Annotated in this window: 13 protein-coding genes; 12 read left to right on the top strand and 1 reads right to left on the bottom strand. The window is 42.0% G+C overall.

Annotated elements, in window-relative coordinates; genetic code table 11:
• The first annotated feature begins 29 nt into the window (after positions 1-29).
• The 12 genes from AC0VYE_RS23070 to AC0VYE_RS23015 all read left to right on the top strand — a co-directional run bounded on the left by AC0VYE_RS23070 (position 30) and on the right by AC0VYE_RS23015 (position 15,556).
• The gene (locus AC0VYE_RS23070) at positions 30-1,862 is read left to right on the top strand and encodes a UbiD family decarboxylase (RefSeq protein WP_475442990.1); all 1,833 of its coding nucleotides are present in this window, start codon (positions 30-32) and stop codon (positions 1,860-1,862) included.
• A 284-nt stretch (positions 1,863-2,146) separates the two neighbouring features.
• Complete coding sequence (locus AC0VYE_RS23065) at positions 2,147-3,124, top strand: ABC transporter permease (protein ID WP_475442989.1); 978 nt, start codon at positions 2,147-2,149, stop codon at positions 3,122-3,124.
• A 67-nt stretch (positions 3,125-3,191) separates the two neighbouring features.
• A complete protein-coding gene (locus AC0VYE_RS23060; RefSeq protein WP_076270966.1) occupies positions 3,192-4,052 on the top strand; it encodes a carbohydrate ABC transporter permease in 861 nt (286 codons plus the stop codon).
• A gap of 72 nt (positions 4,053-4,124) precedes the next feature.
• On the top strand, positions 4,125-5,813 hold the full coding sequence (locus AC0VYE_RS23055) for a type 2 periplasmic-binding domain-containing protein (RefSeq protein ID WP_475442988.1): 1,689 nt from the start codon (positions 4,125-4,127) through the stop codon (positions 5,811-5,813).
• 202 nt (positions 5,814-6,015) lie between these two features.
• Complete coding sequence (locus AC0VYE_RS23050; protein ID WP_475449696.1) at positions 6,016-7,653, top strand: extracellular solute-binding protein; 1,638 nt, start codon at positions 6,016-6,018, stop codon at positions 7,651-7,653.
• 32 nt (positions 7,654-7,685) lie between these two features.
• Complete coding sequence (locus AC0VYE_RS23045) at positions 7,686-9,263, top strand: response regulator (RefSeq protein WP_475442987.1); 1,578 nt, start codon at positions 7,686-7,688, stop codon at positions 9,261-9,263.
• 21 nt (positions 9,264-9,284) lie between these two features.
• A complete protein-coding gene (locus AC0VYE_RS23040) occupies positions 9,285-11,129 on the top strand; it encodes a cache domain-containing sensor histidine kinase (RefSeq protein WP_475442986.1) in 1,845 nt (614 codons plus the stop codon).
• Between the two features lie 182 nt (positions 11,130-11,311).
• Positions 11,312-12,049, top strand: a complete 738-nt coding sequence (locus AC0VYE_RS23035) for a phytanoyl-CoA dioxygenase family protein (protein ID WP_441962313.1) — start codon at positions 11,312-11,314, stop codon at positions 12,047-12,049.
• Between the two features lie 27 nt (positions 12,050-12,076).
• The gene (locus tag AC0VYE_RS23030; RefSeq protein WP_076270911.1) at positions 12,077-12,883 is read left to right on the top strand and encodes a sugar phosphate isomerase/epimerase family protein; all 807 of its coding nucleotides are present in this window, start codon (positions 12,077-12,079) and stop codon (positions 12,881-12,883) included.
• Positions 12,884-12,906: 23 nt separating this feature from the next.
• A complete protein-coding gene (locus tag AC0VYE_RS23025; protein ID WP_076270910.1) occupies positions 12,907-13,761 on the top strand; it encodes a helix-turn-helix transcriptional regulator in 855 nt (284 codons plus the stop codon).
• A 43-nt stretch (positions 13,762-13,804) separates the two neighbouring features.
• Entirely contained in the window at positions 13,805-14,401 is a 597-nt protein-coding gene (locus tag AC0VYE_RS23020; protein ID WP_475442985.1) for a YdcF family protein, read from the top strand.
• 375 nt (positions 14,402-14,776) lie between these two features.
• The gene (locus AC0VYE_RS23015) at positions 14,777-15,556 is read left to right on the top strand and encodes a squalene/phytoene synthase family protein (RefSeq protein ID WP_076270964.1); all 780 of its coding nucleotides are present in this window, start codon (positions 14,777-14,779) and stop codon (positions 15,554-15,556) included.
• Positions 15,557-15,606: 50 nt separating this feature from the next.
• Here the strand turns inward: AC0VYE_RS23015 and mprF are convergent, their stop codons facing one another.
• A complete protein-coding gene (mprF, locus tag AC0VYE_RS23010; RefSeq protein WP_475442984.1) occupies positions 15,607-18,255 on the bottom strand; it encodes a bifunctional lysylphosphatidylglycerol flippase/synthetase MprF in 2,649 nt (882 codons plus the stop codon).
• Positions 18,256-18,380 lie beyond the last annotated feature (125 nt).

The raw sequence follows: 18,380 nt of genomic DNA, 5'->3' as shown, positions 1-18,380 counted from the left end.
CCTACCAGGCTGAGATTGGAGAATTTCAAATGTATCGCAATTTAGAAGAATGTGTCATTGATTTAGAGAAAAACGGACATTTGGTTCGTATAAAAGAAGAAGTTGACCCGTATCTTGAGATGGCTGCTATCCATATGAAAGTTTATGAGGCTGGCGGTCCAGCGCTGCTATTCGAAAATGTAAAAGGCTCTAAATTCCGGGCAGTTTCTAATTTGTTCGGAACGGTAGAGCGCAGCAAATTCATATTCCGCAACACTTGGGAATCGGTGCAAAGTGTGATGGAGCTGCGCAATGATCCCATGAAGGCATTAAAAAATCCGTTTAAGCATGTCAGAACCGGTTTAGCCGCTTGGAAAGCTCTTCCGGTTAAGAAGTCGGGCAGTCTGCCAGTAACCGCGCAGGAAATACAAATTTCGGATTTGCCGCTTATTCAAAGCTGGCCAATGGATGGCGGTGCATTTGTAACCCTGCCTCAAGTCTACACGGAAGATCCGGACAAGCCAGGGATAATGAACTCCAATTTGGGTATGTATCGTGTACAGCTGAGCGGCAATGATTATGAAATGAACAAAGAAATTGGCGTACATTATCAGATTCATCGCGGCATCGGCGTGCATCAAGATAAAACGAATAAAAAGGGTATCCCTTTAAAAGTGAGCTGTTTTGTAGGCGGCCCACCAGCACATACGCTGGCAGCTGTTATGCCGCTGCCGGAAGGGCTGACAGAGATGACTGTTGCCGGAATGCTGTCAGGGCACCGTTTTCGCTACAGTTATTTGGATGGGTTCTGTATTAGCAACGATGCTGATTTTGTTATAACTGGAGAAATTCATCAAGGCGAGACGAAACCCGAGGGACCATTTGGTGATCATTTGGGGTATTACAGTCTTACTCATCCTTTCCCTGTCATGAAAGTTCATAAAGTGTACGCGAAGCCGGGAGCGATTTGGCCATTTACCGTTGTTGGCCGCCCGCCGCAGGAGGATACTGCGTTTGGAGAGCTCATTCATGAGCTGACAGGTGATGCGATTAGACAAGAAATTCCTGGTGTAAAGGAAGTGCATGCTGTAGATGCAGCGGGTGTGCATCCTCTGCTTTTTGCAATAGGCAGCGAACGGTACACGCCTTATCAGCAAGTGAAACAGCCGGCAGAGCTGCTCACCATTGCTAATCGGATTTTGGGTACGGGACAACTGAGTTTGGCCAAATATCTATTTATTACAGCTGAAGATCAAAGGCCGCTGGATTCACATGATGAAGTGGATTTTTTAACGTATATACTAGAACGTATCGACCTTAGCCGAGACATTCATTTCCATACAAATACGACGATTGATACACTCGATTATTCGGGTACGGGATTAAACAGCGGCAGTAAAGTAGTCATCGCAGCATATGGGGACAAAAAAAGAGACTTATGTACAGAAGTGCCCGATGTTTTCAAAGAAATAAGCGGATTTGAACATGCGCGTATGGTCATGCCGGGAGTTGTAGTCATCCAAGGCTCTACATTTGTGAGTTATGCCAGTGCTAAGCAGGAAATGCAATCGTTATGTGATGCTATACAAGAAAAGGGAGCTCTTTCTTCATGCCCTATGATTATAGTAGGTGATGATAGTCATTTCATTAGCGAGACGATTAAAAACTTCCTATGGGTTACCTTTACGCGCAGCAATCCATCACACGATATGTATGGCGTGAATAGTCATTATGAGAACAAGCATTGGGCTTGTGACAATTTGATTATTGACGCTCGTATTAAACCGCATCAAGCACCGCCATTAATTCCAGATCCTTCGGTTCTGAAGAGCATCGAGCGATTATTTGTTAAAGGTGCCAGCTTGGGTGGATTGAACATATAGTTTTACAACACACGACACGCCTTTTAAGGCGTGTTTTTTTTGTCATTTTAAGGCCATTTTTGAAACCATCCTCACCGATTTTGTTTGCAAAAATCAATAAAATGATCGAATTTATCATAAAAGCCTGTGAAAGTATAAAAAATCGGGTTTTTATTATATAGTTTCAACTTTTTGACAGAGTTAGAATGTAAATGAGCCTAATGAACGGCATTTGCTGCTGAAGATGCAGGACGCTTCAGTGCTAATTTGCAAAAATTATATCATTTTATTATGGGAGGATGAGCATGTCGCAAGCAACAACGAAGGTAAAGTACACAGCGACTCCGCCGGAGAACAGCCCGAGAAAAAAAACCTTTTTCAACCGTCTGATGAAGCAAATGGATGTGCAATTGATGGTGTGGCCGGGTATTTTGCTGATATTCGTATTTGCCTATATACCTATGTATGGTGTATTGACGGCGTTTATGGATTACAACCTTTTTACGGGATCGAGAATATTCGATAACCCTTGGGTGGGCTTTAAACATTTTGAAGCGTTCCTTACTGCACCTGATATCGCTACGGTCATGAGAAATACACTTATGATAAGCCTTTTAAAGCTATTAATAGGTTTTCCAGCACCGATTATATTGGCGCTAATGCTGAATGAAGTAAGGCATATGATGTTTAAGAGAGTCGTACAAACAATTACATATCTACCGTACTTCATGTCATGGGTTATTGTAGGCGGTATGGTTATGGCGTTGCTTTCAACTGAAAACGGCAGTGTCAATATGCTGCTCGAAGGTGTTGGAGCGATAGATGAACCGGTCAACTTCCTGTCCCTAAAGGAATACTTCTGGGGCATACTGGTTTCGACCACGGTATGGAAGGAAATCGGCTTTGGCTCGATTATTTACCTTGCTGCAATCGCAGGTGTAGATCCGCATTTGTATGAAGCGGCAGATATTGATGGAGCCAGCAAGTTTAAGCAAATTTATCTCATAACGATACCAACGATTATGCCGGTTATTATCATCTTTATGATTCTAGCAATGGGGAATTTATTGAGTGCTGGTTTTGAAGATATTTTGATCCTTGCCCAGAATCCAATTCTAAGACCGGTGTCGGATGTTATTGATACTTATGTATATCGGGTCGGCCTGCAGAATGGGAAATTTTCTTACGGTGTTGCAGTTGGTTTATTTAGAGCAGTGATTAGCGTATTGCTCTTGACGGCGGCTAACTACCTAGCCCGTAGGTCCGGCAACGGCTTATGGTAGAACATTACTTCATAACTGGGGGCGAAACCAATTGACTTTCAAGCGTTTGAGCTATAACGACCGAGCTATGGTTGTATGCATATATGTGTTCCTCATTTTGTTAGCTTTCTCCGCATTGTATCCGTTCTGGAATACACTCGTTGTTTCGTTGAATGAAGGAACAGATACTGCCAAAGGCGGCATTACATTTTGGCCAAGGATGTTTACATTTGCAAACTATGAAATTGTTTTTCAAGATGACAAAATTTTAAATGCATTTTACATTTCCTTTAGCCGAACGATCATTGGAACCATATCAGCAACTTTTTTGACTGCATTGCTCGCGTATGGCATGTCCAAAAACTATTTAATGGGTCGTGGCTATTATTCCTTTTATTTCATCTTTACGATGTACTTCGGCGGCGGGTTGATTCCAACCTTTCTATTGATTAAATCACTCGGTTTGATGAACAGTTTCCTTGTTTACATTATTCCCGGTCTAATCAGTGTATGGAATATGATCGTTTTCCGAACCTTCTTCAAGAGCTTGCCTGTGGGACTGGAAGAGTCGGCTCAAATTGACGGCTGCAGCAACTGGGGCATATTTTTCAAAATGGCGCTTCCGCTGTCAATGCCAGTTATCGCCACGCTTGGTTTGTTTACAGCCATTGCCCATTGGAATGATTGGTTTGCGCCATCGATCTATGTTTCTAATCAAGATTTGCTGCCTATTCAAACGATATTGCGGAAAGTACTGAACTCTAATGTTCTAACGGATGCGATCGGAAATGACAGCATTGCTAGTGAGAAAATGGCATCGAAAGCCCTTACCTCCAAATCTCTTATTAGCGCAATGATTATGATTGTGTCACTTCCCATTATCGCTGTATATCCTTTTCTTCAAAGATTTTTCATGAAGGGTGTTATGGTTGGATCTCTAAAAGAATAGCTTGTTGACCAGCGGTTTAAGGCGAATGTCGCTTTGGACATATATATTAATCATGAGAGGGGTAAAATCAGCATGAAGAAAATGAAAAAGCCGCTGTTAATGGTAGTCTCTGCGGTATTTCTACTGGTAACTGTACTTGCAGGATGCAGCAATTCGGGGGGCAATGATCCAAAACCAGCAGCAACAGATTCAGCAACGAACACAAATAAAGGGAGTGAGGCTACAGACGCTCCAGCAGATCAAGCATGGGTATTTGGTTCTAGCCCTATTGAATTCTCAGCTTATACGCACTACAGCTGGCAAGATTTTCCTGACACCATGGATGCAAACCCTTTTTGGAAATACTTGAAAGAAAATAAACAAGTAACGATCAAACCGATTCACGCAAAAGGGAACTCTGCACAGCTGATGCAGACCTTTATGGCTGACTCTAGTCAAATGCCAGATGTTATTTATGGTGATCGTTACAATCCGGATATTGAAAGACTTATTGCAAATGATCAGCTCGTAGCGCTTGATCCTTATCTTGATAAGTATCCAAATTTGAAGAAATATCTTAATCCTAAGTCCATGGAACTTCTTCGTTCCGCGGATGGCAAGCTGTACAAATTCCCTAACTGGTACACAGATAAACCAACTAGTACAGCTGGTTATGTAGTGAACAAAAAAGTGTATGCTGAGCTTGGATCGCCAGCACTTGAAACATTTGATGATTTGTACGCATACCTAAAATTAGTAAAAGAGAAATACACGGATATGATTCCATTGGAACTGGATCGTGGTTCTGAAATTCAAGGACAAGGCGTTGTTTACGCAGGATTTGGAGAAAACAACCTTTACAAATCATTAAGCAGTGATGTACAGGGTGTGATCAAAGACGATAATCTCGTTTCATTCTTTACAGCTCCTTCTTTCCGTGAGTCTCAAAAATACCTTGCAAAATTGTACCGTGAGAAGCTAATCGCACAAGATTGGTGGACACAAACAAGAGATGTCGTTGCGGAAAAAATCGTAACCGGTAAAGTAGCTGTTTATGCAGGATCAGGCGTTACTACGTTTGCTTCACGCGGAGATTCTGAGCTTAGAAAGGCAGATCCAAATGCTGGTTATTTCATGATTTGGCCAGTTCGCAAAGCTGGACTTGATAAGAACAAAATCTTTGCAGGTGGTTACGATGCACTTGGTTGGAACGTTGTGACGATTACTAAACATGCAAAAGATCCAGAAAAAATCTTCGCAGCACTTGATTGGATGACAGGACCTGAAGGCATGACAATCTCATTCTTCGGACCTGAGGGCGGCAACTGGAAAGGTTTCGATGAAAATGAACAACCAATCTTCACTGAAAACTACAATGAAGAGGAAGTAACAGCAATTCAAGCTGCAAACGATGTTGTTCACATCGTAGGAAACGTATCGTATATCGACCCAGCAAAATTGAAATACGTTAATTCACTGCCATTAGAAAAACAAAACTGGGCAGCACGTTGGCAGAGAGATATTACTTGGCCGTCATCTAATGATACAACAGCGCTTACCAACATTAATATTGAGCCGGATTCTCCATACGGTGATACCAGACAACAAATTGTCGATCTTACTCTTGAGACTCTAGCAGAATCAACTACAGCTAAGAGTGATGCAGATGTTGATCGTATTCTAGATGCAGCTGAGAAGAAAGCTAATTCGTATAAATACAAAGAGCTGCTAGAATGGCGTACTGAAAGATGGCATGCTAACAGAACTATTCTTGGAGAATAATAAGGTTTAATTGTGAAAGAGATCATCCCAAGGGATCCATTTGGATCACTTGGGATATCTCTGTATTTTTGGTTATACTTAACTTTTATATATATAGCTTGCATTTATTTTGATATTATTAAAGGGAGATTTTTCAAAAAATGCTGCTCATATAAGGGGTGCTTGGTCAGTGTACGCGAAGAAAGAGAGGTTCCTGCGGTTCATGTTGGTCTATTTCATTGTTAGTATGCTTGTCGCCTGCAGTGGAGTAGACAGTAAACCAGTTCCAACAACTGAAGAGGGAACAACGGAAGATATACAATTAAATCTACCTCCCGATCAGCTCTATGAACTAGGCAAAGAAAGGCTTGATATTTCTTTTTATGGTCACTACAGTTATTATTCGATGCCGCAGTGGGGCGCAGATCCCTCTTCGAAGTGGATTAAGGATAATCTTAACATTCACATCAAAGGAATCGACGTAGAAGGAAACGGAAAGCAGAAGCTTCGAAAGATGATTGCCAGCAAGCAGCTGCCGGATATCATTTGGGGTGATCGCGGTTATGATCTGGAACGTTTGCGTGAAGCGGGCTTACTCGTACCGCTCGATAACTATATAGATAAATATCCAAATTTAAAAAAATGGGCAGGCACTAAAATTTTAGATTTGCTTCGAGCACCAGATGGTCATATTTATTATTTTCCAAATTATTACACTAATAAACCGTACGGCAACGCAGGTTATGTCGTTAATAAACGAATATATCGGGAATTAGGTTCCCCTAAGCTATCTACGACAAATGAGCTTTATGATTATCTCAATAAAGTAAAAGCCAAATACCCTGACGTCGTACCTTTTGAAACAGGAATTGCGAGTGAGGGGCAAGGCATTGATCAATTATTTTCCGCTTTCAAGGAAGATAATTATAGCTTTACTCGCTACTACGCAGTAACGAGCGGAGATAAGATGACATCGATTTATAAAGACGAAGGATTTCGCGAGTCGGCATTATTTGTAGCAAAGCTTGTGCGTGAGGGGCTAATTACCTCGGATGCTTGGACCCAAACGGATGATCAGGTAAGTGAGAAGCTTATGAGCGGCAAAGTGGCGGTTTATGCCAGTGCGGACCCTATGCGTCAAGTGATGTTGGCAAATGCTGAGCTTGTAAGGAAAAATCCGGAGGACGGTTATATCTTTATCGATCCTATTTATAAGGAAGGATTGGATCCGAACAAGATTTATCCTGGCACATACAATGTGCTTGGCTGGAATGTCTCTACGATAACGACAAGCGCAAAAAATCCAGAAGCGATATTCGCTATGCTGGATTGGATGACAGGGCCAGAAGGTTCTGCTGTTCAGATGTGGGGCCCGCCGGGGCCAAACGGGTACTGGGATGGCTTCAAAGAAGATGGAATAACGCCAAAATTTACGAGCAAATACACATCAGACCCGGATGGGCTGAGTGAAATACAAGCAATCTCTGGCGAGTTGATTTGGGTTGGCAACACGGTATATCTCGATCAAACCAAAAGCGATTATGAAAAAACATTGCCTGAGGACAAGCGAAACTGGTCTACATACTGGCAGCAAAAGGTAACTTGGGAATCTCAAGGGGATGCAACACCGTTTATCAATTTGCAACCGACTCCAAATTCTGACGAAGGCAGAATCTTTGCCCGGGTGAAAGAAATATGGTTAAGCGCGCGCTCATATGCGATGTACGGGCAAACGGATGAAGAGGTATTAGAGATTTTGGATTTAGCGCATAAGGATTCGATGGAATCAGGTTTTCAAGATTATTTAGATTTTATTACGTCGAAGTGGCAAGAAAACTTAAAAGTTTTAAATCAAGAGTAACGTAAATTTGTTAACTTGAAGGAGCTGCTCTTATGTATAAGGTATTGTTAGTCGATGACGAAGAACTCGATCTGGAAGGAATGAAACGGTTTATTCCTTGGTCTGAGCTTGGAATGGAAGTGAAGGGCAGCGTAAATAATGCATTATCAGCATGCGAAATCATAGATGAGCAGCCCATCGATATATTAGTCAGCGATGTTAATATGCCTTATATGTCAGGACTTGAGCTTGCCCGAATTGCACTCGAACGCAAGCCTAATATGCGTATTATATTCGTTAGCGGCTATCAGGAGTTCAGCTATGTACAGCAGGCGTTATCTTTAAAGGCTTACAATTATGTACTAAAGCCAATGGATGACAATGAATTGGTGTCGTCTTTGTTAAAGGTGAAGCAGGATCTTGATGAGGAGAACAAGCAGCGTGAAGTGGAAGAAGCCTATCAACAAATGATTCCGATTGCCAAAAGCGACTTTTTGATTCATGTGTTGGAAGGATTGGAAACGACAGAGGGCGTTTCCATGTCCAAGCTGATTTTACACTACGGCTTCGATCAATTGAACTGGCCAGTCCGTGTTGCGATTATGGAACTGGATAATCAGTCGTTGAGACAAACCGAGAACGCATCTTCACAGAGAGAATGGTCGCGCAACTCTCTTCAAATTGTACATGAAACAATTCAAAAGATAGGGATGCTTCCATACTGCAAGCTGTCATCTCAACGCATTGCTATATTACTGGAAGACAAAGCTATTGGTCAAACCGTCAAAACGTTATGCGATGCGCTTTCGCAGCATCTAACGGTATCGATAACAACCGGCCTCGGTGAAGCGGTTCATTCGATAGAACAGCTGCAAGTATCCTACCGACAAGCGATAGAAGCTGTTGAAGGCAAAATGTTTCTTGGAAAAGGGGATATCATCAAATATGAAGAGGTCAGAGCGGAACCAGGCATGCTGGACGCTCGGATTCTGGATACACGAATGAAAGCACTATTAAAGGCCATGGAAGGATATGAGCTTGTTCGGATTTACGACGAATTCGAGAACTTGTTTGCATCGGCTTCTAGTCTTCGCTCCAGATTTACTGTTCATCATATGACCAGCTATATTATATGGAAGCTGGATCAATATTTAAGTGAAATGAATGAGGATTTATTTGAACTGCTAGGCATTGATATTCACCATCTCGAAGTTTTAATGCAATTCGAAACGATTAACGATATACGATCTTGGCTTGTAAAGCTTTTATATGAAATTTCTGAACGCCTGCAGAAGAAAAATGTTATGAAAGACAGCAAGTTTATACGCAGCGTCACGAAGTCAATTAAGGAGAGGATGAGTGAGAATATCACGCTTAAAGATATGGCGCTGCAGTTTTCTTTCTCGCCTAGCTATATGGGGTTTTTAATAAAAGAAAAGTCAGGTCATACCTTCAATGAACTGCTCGTGCATTTGCGTATGGAGAAAGCATGTGAACTGCTCAATCAACCCGGGATAAAAATTTATGAAGTTGCCGATCAGGTTGGTTATCGTTATCTTCCCTATTTCAGCCGACAATTTAAGGAGAAGTTTGGCATGACGCCTATGGAATATCGGAAGAGAGAGAATTGATCATTAATGGGGGAGCTTTAGATGAAAATAGTCCGGGAGAATAGAAAGAGACTCGGATATATGCCGATCGGATACAAGCTTATGCTGTCCTATATGATTTTTATCGTTATTTTGGTCGTTGTCAATTTCTATGTGTCACATTCGATGTATGACTCTTCCATGCGTAAGCAGACGCGTATGAATATTGAAGGAACGATGGAGCAAATGCGCGACAACGTGAAGTATAAACTAGATGATATCGTACGAATATCGTCTACGCTCTATGATGATTATAATCTGGTTCAGAGCATTCGAGTTGATGAAATAGGCATTGCCAATTTAAATCGAATGAATCAGATCATTAGCCCAAAGCTGGAAAGCGCCTCGAAATCTATTGGGATGAATTTAAGGTTGTCTGTCTACTTTCATAATAAAACGGTGAACCAAATTTATGAGAATAGATGGAAGAAAGACAATGCTTCCGATAACGATGAATCCAAAGAGCAAACCTATGATATTTATCATATGAGCCGCATTCAGGATAAGTTATGGTACAAATCCATTCCAAAAGAAGAATACGGCGTGACTATGGAGTGGAAACAGGTTGAAGAGGATGTACGAGATCATCGTATTTCAATGATACGACGTATCGTCGACACCGATAATCCATTGGAAGTTGAAGAGCTGGCTATTATGCGGTTTAGCGTTCAGATGAAGGAGCTGTTTAATAGCGTTGACTTCTCGAAGCTTGGCGACGGCAGCAAGCTGTCTGTCGTGGATTCTACGGGATACGTTATTTTTTCCTCTGGGCAGCTACCGGAAGGCTCAACCAGACCAGTTTCGAAAATAAACAAAAATGTATCGACAAATGAAAATAGCGATAAGCAAGAATATTTAAGAATAGAAGAGAAATTGCTCAATCAGAATTGGACATTAGTGGCGCAAGTTCCACTTACCATTATTGAACAGGAAGCTGCGAAGGTGCGGGCATTTATTATTTTCATCTGCGTACTAAGCTTTGTTTTGTTAACGTTTGCGGGTGTCTTTATTTCACGTTATTTCTCCAAACGAATTTTGAAATTTGTATCGGTGTTGAATGCTTTCCGCGAGGGGGATTTGCATAAGCGAATTGCCTACAGAGGGAAGGATGAATTCTCTCAAATTGCAACGGCGTTAAACGGAATGGGCGAGGATGTAGAGGCATTAATTAATAAGGTATATTTGACGCAGCTTCAGAAAAAAGAGGCTGAGCTGGAAATGCTGCAGCTTCAGATCAATCCGCATTTTTTATACAATACCCTTTCATCGATCAACCAGCTTGCAAAATTCGGGGAAAATGAAAAACTGCAAAAAATGGTGTTGGAGCTCGCGAAGTTTTATAGGCTTACACTCAATTCAGGCCGTACGATGATCCCAATCGCAGCGGAGATGGAGCAGGCAAACGCATATGTAAGCATACAGAAGGTGAAGTACGGGAAACGTCTGGAAGTATTATTCGAGATTGATGAGAATATATGGCCTTTTGAGACGGTGAAGCTTATTTTGCAGCCTTTCATTGAAAATACGCTTAAGCACGCATGGAGCGGAGATCGCATTCATATTCGGATTGTTACCTATATGGAAGAAAACACGGTGCATTATAAGATAATCGATGACGGGTTCGGAATGCCGCAGGAGCGAATTGATGAAATATTCAGCGGGCTAGATAAAGGAAATATTGGATATGGGATTCGAAATATCGATCAGAGAATCAAGCTTCACTATGGTTCAGAATATGGGGTTTCCATATTCAGTCGTATTGGTATTGGAACAACTGTCCATATAAGGATTCCAGCAAGGAAAAGGAATCTTATTGTTCAAGAATGCATTCCAAATATTGCAGGATAAACAACGAATAAGCCGCGTCCATTAGGATGCGGCTCTTTGCATATTAAATTTAATTTCTGGATAAGCGAGCAGTTGGATCAGAAGATATGCATACTTTTGCCGATGGGATAAGAAGTAAGTTTGCTCCTGCTCCGTTATGATCATTTCATAGCAGTACACCACTTTTATTGGAGGCGATATGGATGACGATATCTACATTGACGGAGCAAGAAGTGCAATTTTATAAGGAAAATGGTTACGCGCTGCATAAGAAGCAGTTGTTTAGCGCAGATAAGATGACGGAGCTGACTAATATTTTTGAGGAGCAATGGGAGCTTGTAGGCCGGAAGCTGAACAGCGAGCTCGATACCCCGCATTTCCGTGATGAGCGACTACTTAAGTTTCTATTAAGCGATGAAGTGCTTGATCTGGTAGAGCCTTTAATTGGTCCTAACATTGGCTTGTGGTCTAGTCATTTCATCTGCAAAGAGCCGCTTATTGGCAAGCAAACGCCATGGCATGAAGACTCCGCGTATTGGAACGGACGACTTAGCCGATTTGATAACATTGTGACCGTATGGCTGGCTATTGACCGCAGCTCTAAGGAAAATGGCTGTATGCGCGTCATTCCGGGAACGCATAACAATGGTTTCTCAGAGTACGAGCAGGTAGATGGCAATGACAATATTTTCGATACGGAAATTCGCAATAAGGATGAGTCAAAGGCCGTTTATTTCGAGCTTGAGCCAGGCGAGTGCTCTGTGCATGATTCTCGCATCATACATGGTGCAGCTCCTAACAAAAGTGAATTCCGCCGCTGTGGTTATACGATGCGTTATTTCTCAACGGATGCGCAAGTCTATACTGAAAAGAACCGTGGTCATAAAATCTGGCTAGCGCGTGGAAAAGATTTAGCCGGCAATCCTTTTGTCAATGTATAATAGGCTTAACAAAAGGGGGGACAGGTATTGGAATTGAGACGAATAAAAGCGTTGTGGGGAATGCAGGGAAGCTATGAGGAGCTTTTGACATATGCAGCAGAAGCAGGTTATTTTGGAATAGAAGCGCCGCTGCCGCCTGCCTCTGAAGAAAAGTCCTTTAAAGCGGCATTGGAAACAAATAAGCTGGCCTTCATCGCGCAGGTAAGTACACATGATGACCATCTCGATAGCTTCGAGAAACAAGTCATGCGAGCAACGGATTTTAATCCGCTGTTTATTAACTCGCAAAGCGCTAGAGATAGCATGTCAGAAGCTGAGCAGGATCGTTTTTTTGAAGGAGCACTTACAATTGAGCAAAGGTCTGGTCTGCAGGTCGGGCATGAAACCCATCGCAGCCGAGCGATGTTTACACCCTGGACAACTGCAAGATTGCTGAAGCGTTTTCCTGACTTGCGCATCACTGCAGACTTCAGCCATTGGGTGAACGTATGTGAGTCGCATCTGGATAATCATTCGGATGAGCTTGCTCTTGCTATTGATCGCAGCATACATGTTCATGGCCGTGTCGGATTTCCGCAGGGACCTCAAGTTCCACATCCTGGCGCACCTGAATACGCATCGGAGCTTGCTTTATTTACAGGCTGGTGGCAGCGGATTTTTATGAAACAAGCTGCGCAGGAAAGAACTTGGACAACATTTACAGCAGAGTTCGGTCCACCGAATTATATGCCGACGGTGCCCTTTACCAATAAGCCTATTGTTGATTTAATAGAAGTGAATCAATGGATGACCGATTATATGGCTGCCAAATATGCCGAATGGTTTGACCAATAAAAGTCTGATAGGGGGAAATCGTCATGAAGTATGAATTAACACCTGAGAGATTGCTTGGTAAAAACTTTTTGACCTTGTCATCCCCCTATAAGATTTTCAAACATGTGATCGATAACAAAATTACTGCCCATTGGCATGATTTTTTTGAAATGGGCTTTGTTGTGTCTGGCACAGGAACTCATGTTATAAACGGAGAGCCATTTCCTTTAGAGAAAGGAATGACTTTTCTGCTGACAACGGCAGATTTCCATGAGATCATCCCAGATGAAGGACAAACGATTCATTTGTTTAATCTTATTTTTGATGAATCATTTATCCGCCCAGAGCTGACAGAAATGTTATTTGAACAGGTATCGCTCCATTTGCATACTTTTCATGACGAGAGTGCTAGTGAAATTGAAATGGAATTTACTCGGATTTGGAATGAATCACAGATGTGGCAGCTAGGCAGCAGCATGCTGGTGCAGGGAAGTTTCGAGAGAATACTCATCCATCTCTATAGAAATAACGGGCATCAGCGCTTGCTTGACGACTATGTAGCCATCAGCACAATCCCTTCTTCCATTAGAAAGTCGATCATCTATATACAACACCATTTTCGAGAGCCGCTTTCATTAGATGAAATAGCGAGATATGCTGGAATTTCAGCGAATTATTTTAGCGAATGCTTCAAAAAGCATACAGGTACATCATTTCAAGAGCATCTACAAGGAAAAAGGCTTCAGTTTGCCTCTGCATTGCTCAGCAGTTCAATCTTGCCGATAACGGAAGTATGTTATGCCGCGGGCTTTAATACATTGCCTAACTTTGAACGAGCGTTTAAAAAAAAGTATGAGAAATCACCTCGAGAGTTTCGGAGAAAATATATTCGGCCATAAAGGTGACCTATAAACCTATATGCCATGTTAGGAGGGTACAGCAGTGAGAAGGAGACTTATACAAGGCACAGCAATTGCTGTGCTTTTATGTTTTGTTTATATTCTCTATGCAGTATGGAGCATTATTTCGTTTGCAAAGGTGAATGAACTCATTCACACAGATGCCGCAATTGTGCTTGGGGCAGCAGTCTGGGACGATAAACCGTCGACCGTTCTAAAGAACAGATTAAATCATGCCATTTGGCTTTATAACAATGGATACATAAAGAAAATAATCGTTACTGGAGGCACAGGTAAGGGAGATTCCTTGTCTGAAGCAGAAGTATCAAAACGATATGTTATGCAGTATAAGGTGCCGGGGGAGAATATTGTTCTTGAAGAGCATTCAAAAATCACGGAACAAAATTTAGCTAATTCTCATGCGTTAGCACGACAACAACAAATCAATACCTTTACCATCGTCAGCGATCCTTTGCATATGAAGCGTGCTCTTGTTATGACTAGACACTTAGGGATGGATGCTTACTCTTCACCAACTCAGACGTCAGCCTACAAGAGTTTGGGTACTAAGCTTCCTTTTCTTTTAAGAGAAACGTTCTTCTTAATAGGTTATCAGCTGAAAATGTTATTTTTAAAGTAAGAATATAAGAAGCCACTTATTATAAATAAACTGCTGTTTCACAGCTCATCTTTTTTGCAGCCCGAAAGTTAAACACTCAATAGGATGAGTTTAACATTCGGGATTTTGTGTTTTATTAAGGGTATCGTTTCAGGAAGTAAGGCTGCGTTTAAATGAAAGGAGAGGGAAACGTGTCATCCTAACTGAATAATTATGCCAAAAGCCTCCGATATTAAGGATACGATTACAGGTTCTTCCTAAATAAAGAAGGATAAACGCAGGAAATCACAGTTGCGGTGCACATCTAAATCCATGTATGGTATTATATTATTAACGATTAAAACAAGTTAAAAGTAAAGCTGCCATAATGAAGGAGTTTTTATTTTGAATGATGCGATGATCATGTTAAAGCAAACAAGTCGTACTTTTTATATTCCCATCAGCAGGTTGAAGTCAGGTTTAAAGGATGCAGTTGCATCCGCTTATTTGTGTATGAGAGCAATTGATGAAATTGAGGATCATGAAACGCTAGCAGATGAGGTGAAAGCAGAATTATTGCTTGGCATTCATGATGCGTTTAGTTCCGATGATGTGATTAATGAATCGCAAAAACTCCTTTCTCCTTATGCAGAAACACTGCCGGAAGTTACGATGAGAATTCATGAATGGGCGCTTTTATGTCCTCCGACGGTTACGAATGTCGTTTATAACCATACAGCGACAATGGCCAAGCAGATGGCTGATTGGGTTCATGAAGGCTGGGATATCCGAACGGAAGAGGATCTGGATAATTATACTTATAGTGTTGCAGGTATGGTGGGGGAAATGTTGTCTGACATATGGTTCTGGCACGATGGCACGAAATCAGACCGAATCAAAGCAGTTGCTTTCGGAAGAGGCTTACAAGCCGTAAACATTCTGCGTAATCGCACAGAGGATCTTGAACGTGGCGTAGACTTTTTCCCTGAAGGCTGGGGACAGAAAGAAATGATTAAGTACACGCGCCGCAACCTGAAGTTGGCGGATTCGTATATATCTGATTTAAAAGGCGGTCCTGCGCTAGAGTTTTGCAAAATTCCGCTTACGCTGGCACATGCAACCATTAACCTCATTGCAGTTGGCGGTAACAAATTAACGCGAGACGCCGTTATGAAGCTTGTAGGCAGCATTAATTAGAGCTTGTTCTATAAATAAAGCAAAGCCCATGGGATTCCATGGGCTTTGCTTTATTTGTTTTTGTTTGGATGCCGTGAGATTAACCGTACCAGCTCGACTAGCAATAGCGGTAATGATACTGTCGAAGGATACGCCAAATAGCGCGGCTCCCAATGTGGTGAGAACTTGTCTTTGTATCGCCGGAGTCCAACAAAGCCATACCAGCTTCCGCCATACTCGAACAGAATGCGTGCCAGCTTCTCTTCTTTTATTGCGTTTTGGCTCTGGCCTACACTCGAAAGTGGAGCCATCCCTAAATTAAACTGCGCATACCCTTCTGTTTTTGCCCACTCCATAAGGCAAATGAACAACTGATCCATCGTTCCATTTGGGGTGGATTTTAAATAGCGCATTAAATCTACAGATAAGGTCGTATCATCATAGGCAGGTGTCAAAGAAGCGAAAGCAATAATTTGATCATCTGAATTTTTTAATAGCGCAATGGGCGCGAGCTGCAAATAATCTTCATCAAACCATCCGAGAGAATAACCCTTCTCATGTTTTCCATCCAGCCATTGGTCAGAGATGAACGACAGTTTCTTTAACAACTGCTTATCATGAGGCGGATGTACGATTTCAAATTGAAAATTTTCACGTTCGAAGCGGTTTTTAACTGCCCGAAGACTGGCATTTTGTTTTCCGACAAGCGTGAAATTGTCCAGATGAACCAATGCTTCCTCACCCAGTTTAAAAAAGCGATAGCCGTTTTCGTGATAGAACGGTAAATAGTCAGGTGTCGTCTGATAAAATACAACCTCTACCGCAAATTGATCGGCAAATTGCTGAAACTGTTGTATCGCTTCACTAATCATGCTTTTGGGGCCTAAAGGATCACCAAGCACAACAAGTTTATTTCGAATTTTCGCATAGGGTATTAACACTTGATCATTCATCGCCCAGAAGAAGCTCTTGTCACCGGTAAAGAGCATATGCGTCAATAAATTTCCTTGTTCCTTTTCAAGAAAAGCTTTTAATTTCAACTGTTCATCCTCGGCTGTTTCTAAAACGGCGAGCGGCTTAGGACGAAACATATAAAGCAAGGATAGGAAGAGCCAAGCAACCAAGAGACCAAATATCGCAGCTATCGTATGCTGGCTTGGATCTATCAGCCAAGTGGTGTGAGCCTTTCTTGGCAGATGTTTGAGAAATGCCGGATACGAATGGGATGCGATGAGGTAATAGCCATAGGTGATTAAGAGTGTAATAAATCCCCAGCCTAACACATTATAAATTCCTACGGGTATAGCCAAACGATAAAATCGATGTCTTGAAATCCATAACAGCAAAGCGACAATGAGAAGAAATATAGCTTCCTCGTAATCAAACGCTTTGGCAAGTGCGAAGAAGGAACCGGCACAAAGCAGGAAGAGTGTCCAATAATAGGCTCGCTTCACACGAAGTGAAATGCCGCGAGACAGCATGATCAGCATAATGCCGATGATGATGCTTAATTGATGGGACAGCCTCATAATTTGAAACGAAACCAGTTCTTCCGTGAAATGTATCCTGTAAAGTAAAGCCGGTGTCGCCGCGGACAGCAGCAATATGACCCCACTCGCAAATACAAGCTTACCGAGTGACCATGCCCCAACCTCGCCGATAAACGCAAATTGTCCCGGCCAGCGCCATACGCTTTGCCAAATATTTAATGCTCGATCCATAATGCCGCTATCAGACTGCTCCGTTCGTTTCCGGTTCATAGGAAACTCGAATGCGGCCATCATAAGGCCAATTAACCATGGTACAAAATAATACAGAATTCTAAACAGAACAAGGATGACCGCGCATTTATCAGGTGGAAAGCCGAGCAGCTGTAAGCCTAATATAGCCGTTAAATCAAATCCACCGATACCGCCAGGCGCCATGCTTATAATGCCGGCTATTGCTGCTAACGTATAAATTCCAAGCGCGTTTGTAAATGTAAGTTCAGGAATAAATGTTGCTCCAATAAGCCAGAAGGTCATCCCAGCAAAAAACCATTCCAAAAAGGATGAACCAACAGAAGCGGTCATAATGCGCCAAGTCAATTGTCCTCGATTCCGATTAATCCATTTGGAGAAAAGCGAGGTTCTTTGAAGCAGTACGAATAGCGGTAAATACAGTGCAATTGCCCACATCGCATAGGTGAGCCATGGATGAGCATCCAGCAATGCTTGAACAGGGAAAATGCCGATAATACACAGCCATGCTAGCAGCGATAGTCCTGTGAACGTTATCGTCGAAAGAAAGGCAACAGAAGCAGCAATACTGCCGATGGGAACCTCTCGATTTCGATATAGAATTGATCGCAGGCCTGCACCTGTAAGACCCGCAAAACCAATCAAATTGTTAGAGGTGTTTGCAATCCATCCATAACGAATCGTATCCCAAATTCCAATCTTTAAATGAAAATGCTTGCGAATCAACAAGTCATAAGTACTCATGACAGAGACAGCGAGCATGGAGAAGCTGAGCAGAAGAAAAATCGTGAAGGGGTGCATGTGATGAAACTCATGGATCATTCTTCCCCAGTGGATCTCACGGAACTGTTTTTTTCCTTCGAAGTATACAAAGGCGATAATGGCAACTGGCAATAGATAACGCAGTACTCTTGTACGGTATAGGATGGATACAAGCTTAATTAGATGCAGCTTGTAAGCTATTTCGCGAATCCATTTCATTAATATTCCCCTTATGTATGGTTTGTCCCTTACTATTCATTATTTTGCCATCTGGGACACATAAAGTATAGCCTACTTACTCATTAATGTTTCCTCAATTAGGAAATTAAACCGAAATGTGAACG

The sequence above is a fragment of the Pristimantibacillus sp. Z349TD_6 genome, assembly GCF_056173205.1.
This window is presented reverse-complemented; position numbering and strand designations above follow the sequence as displayed.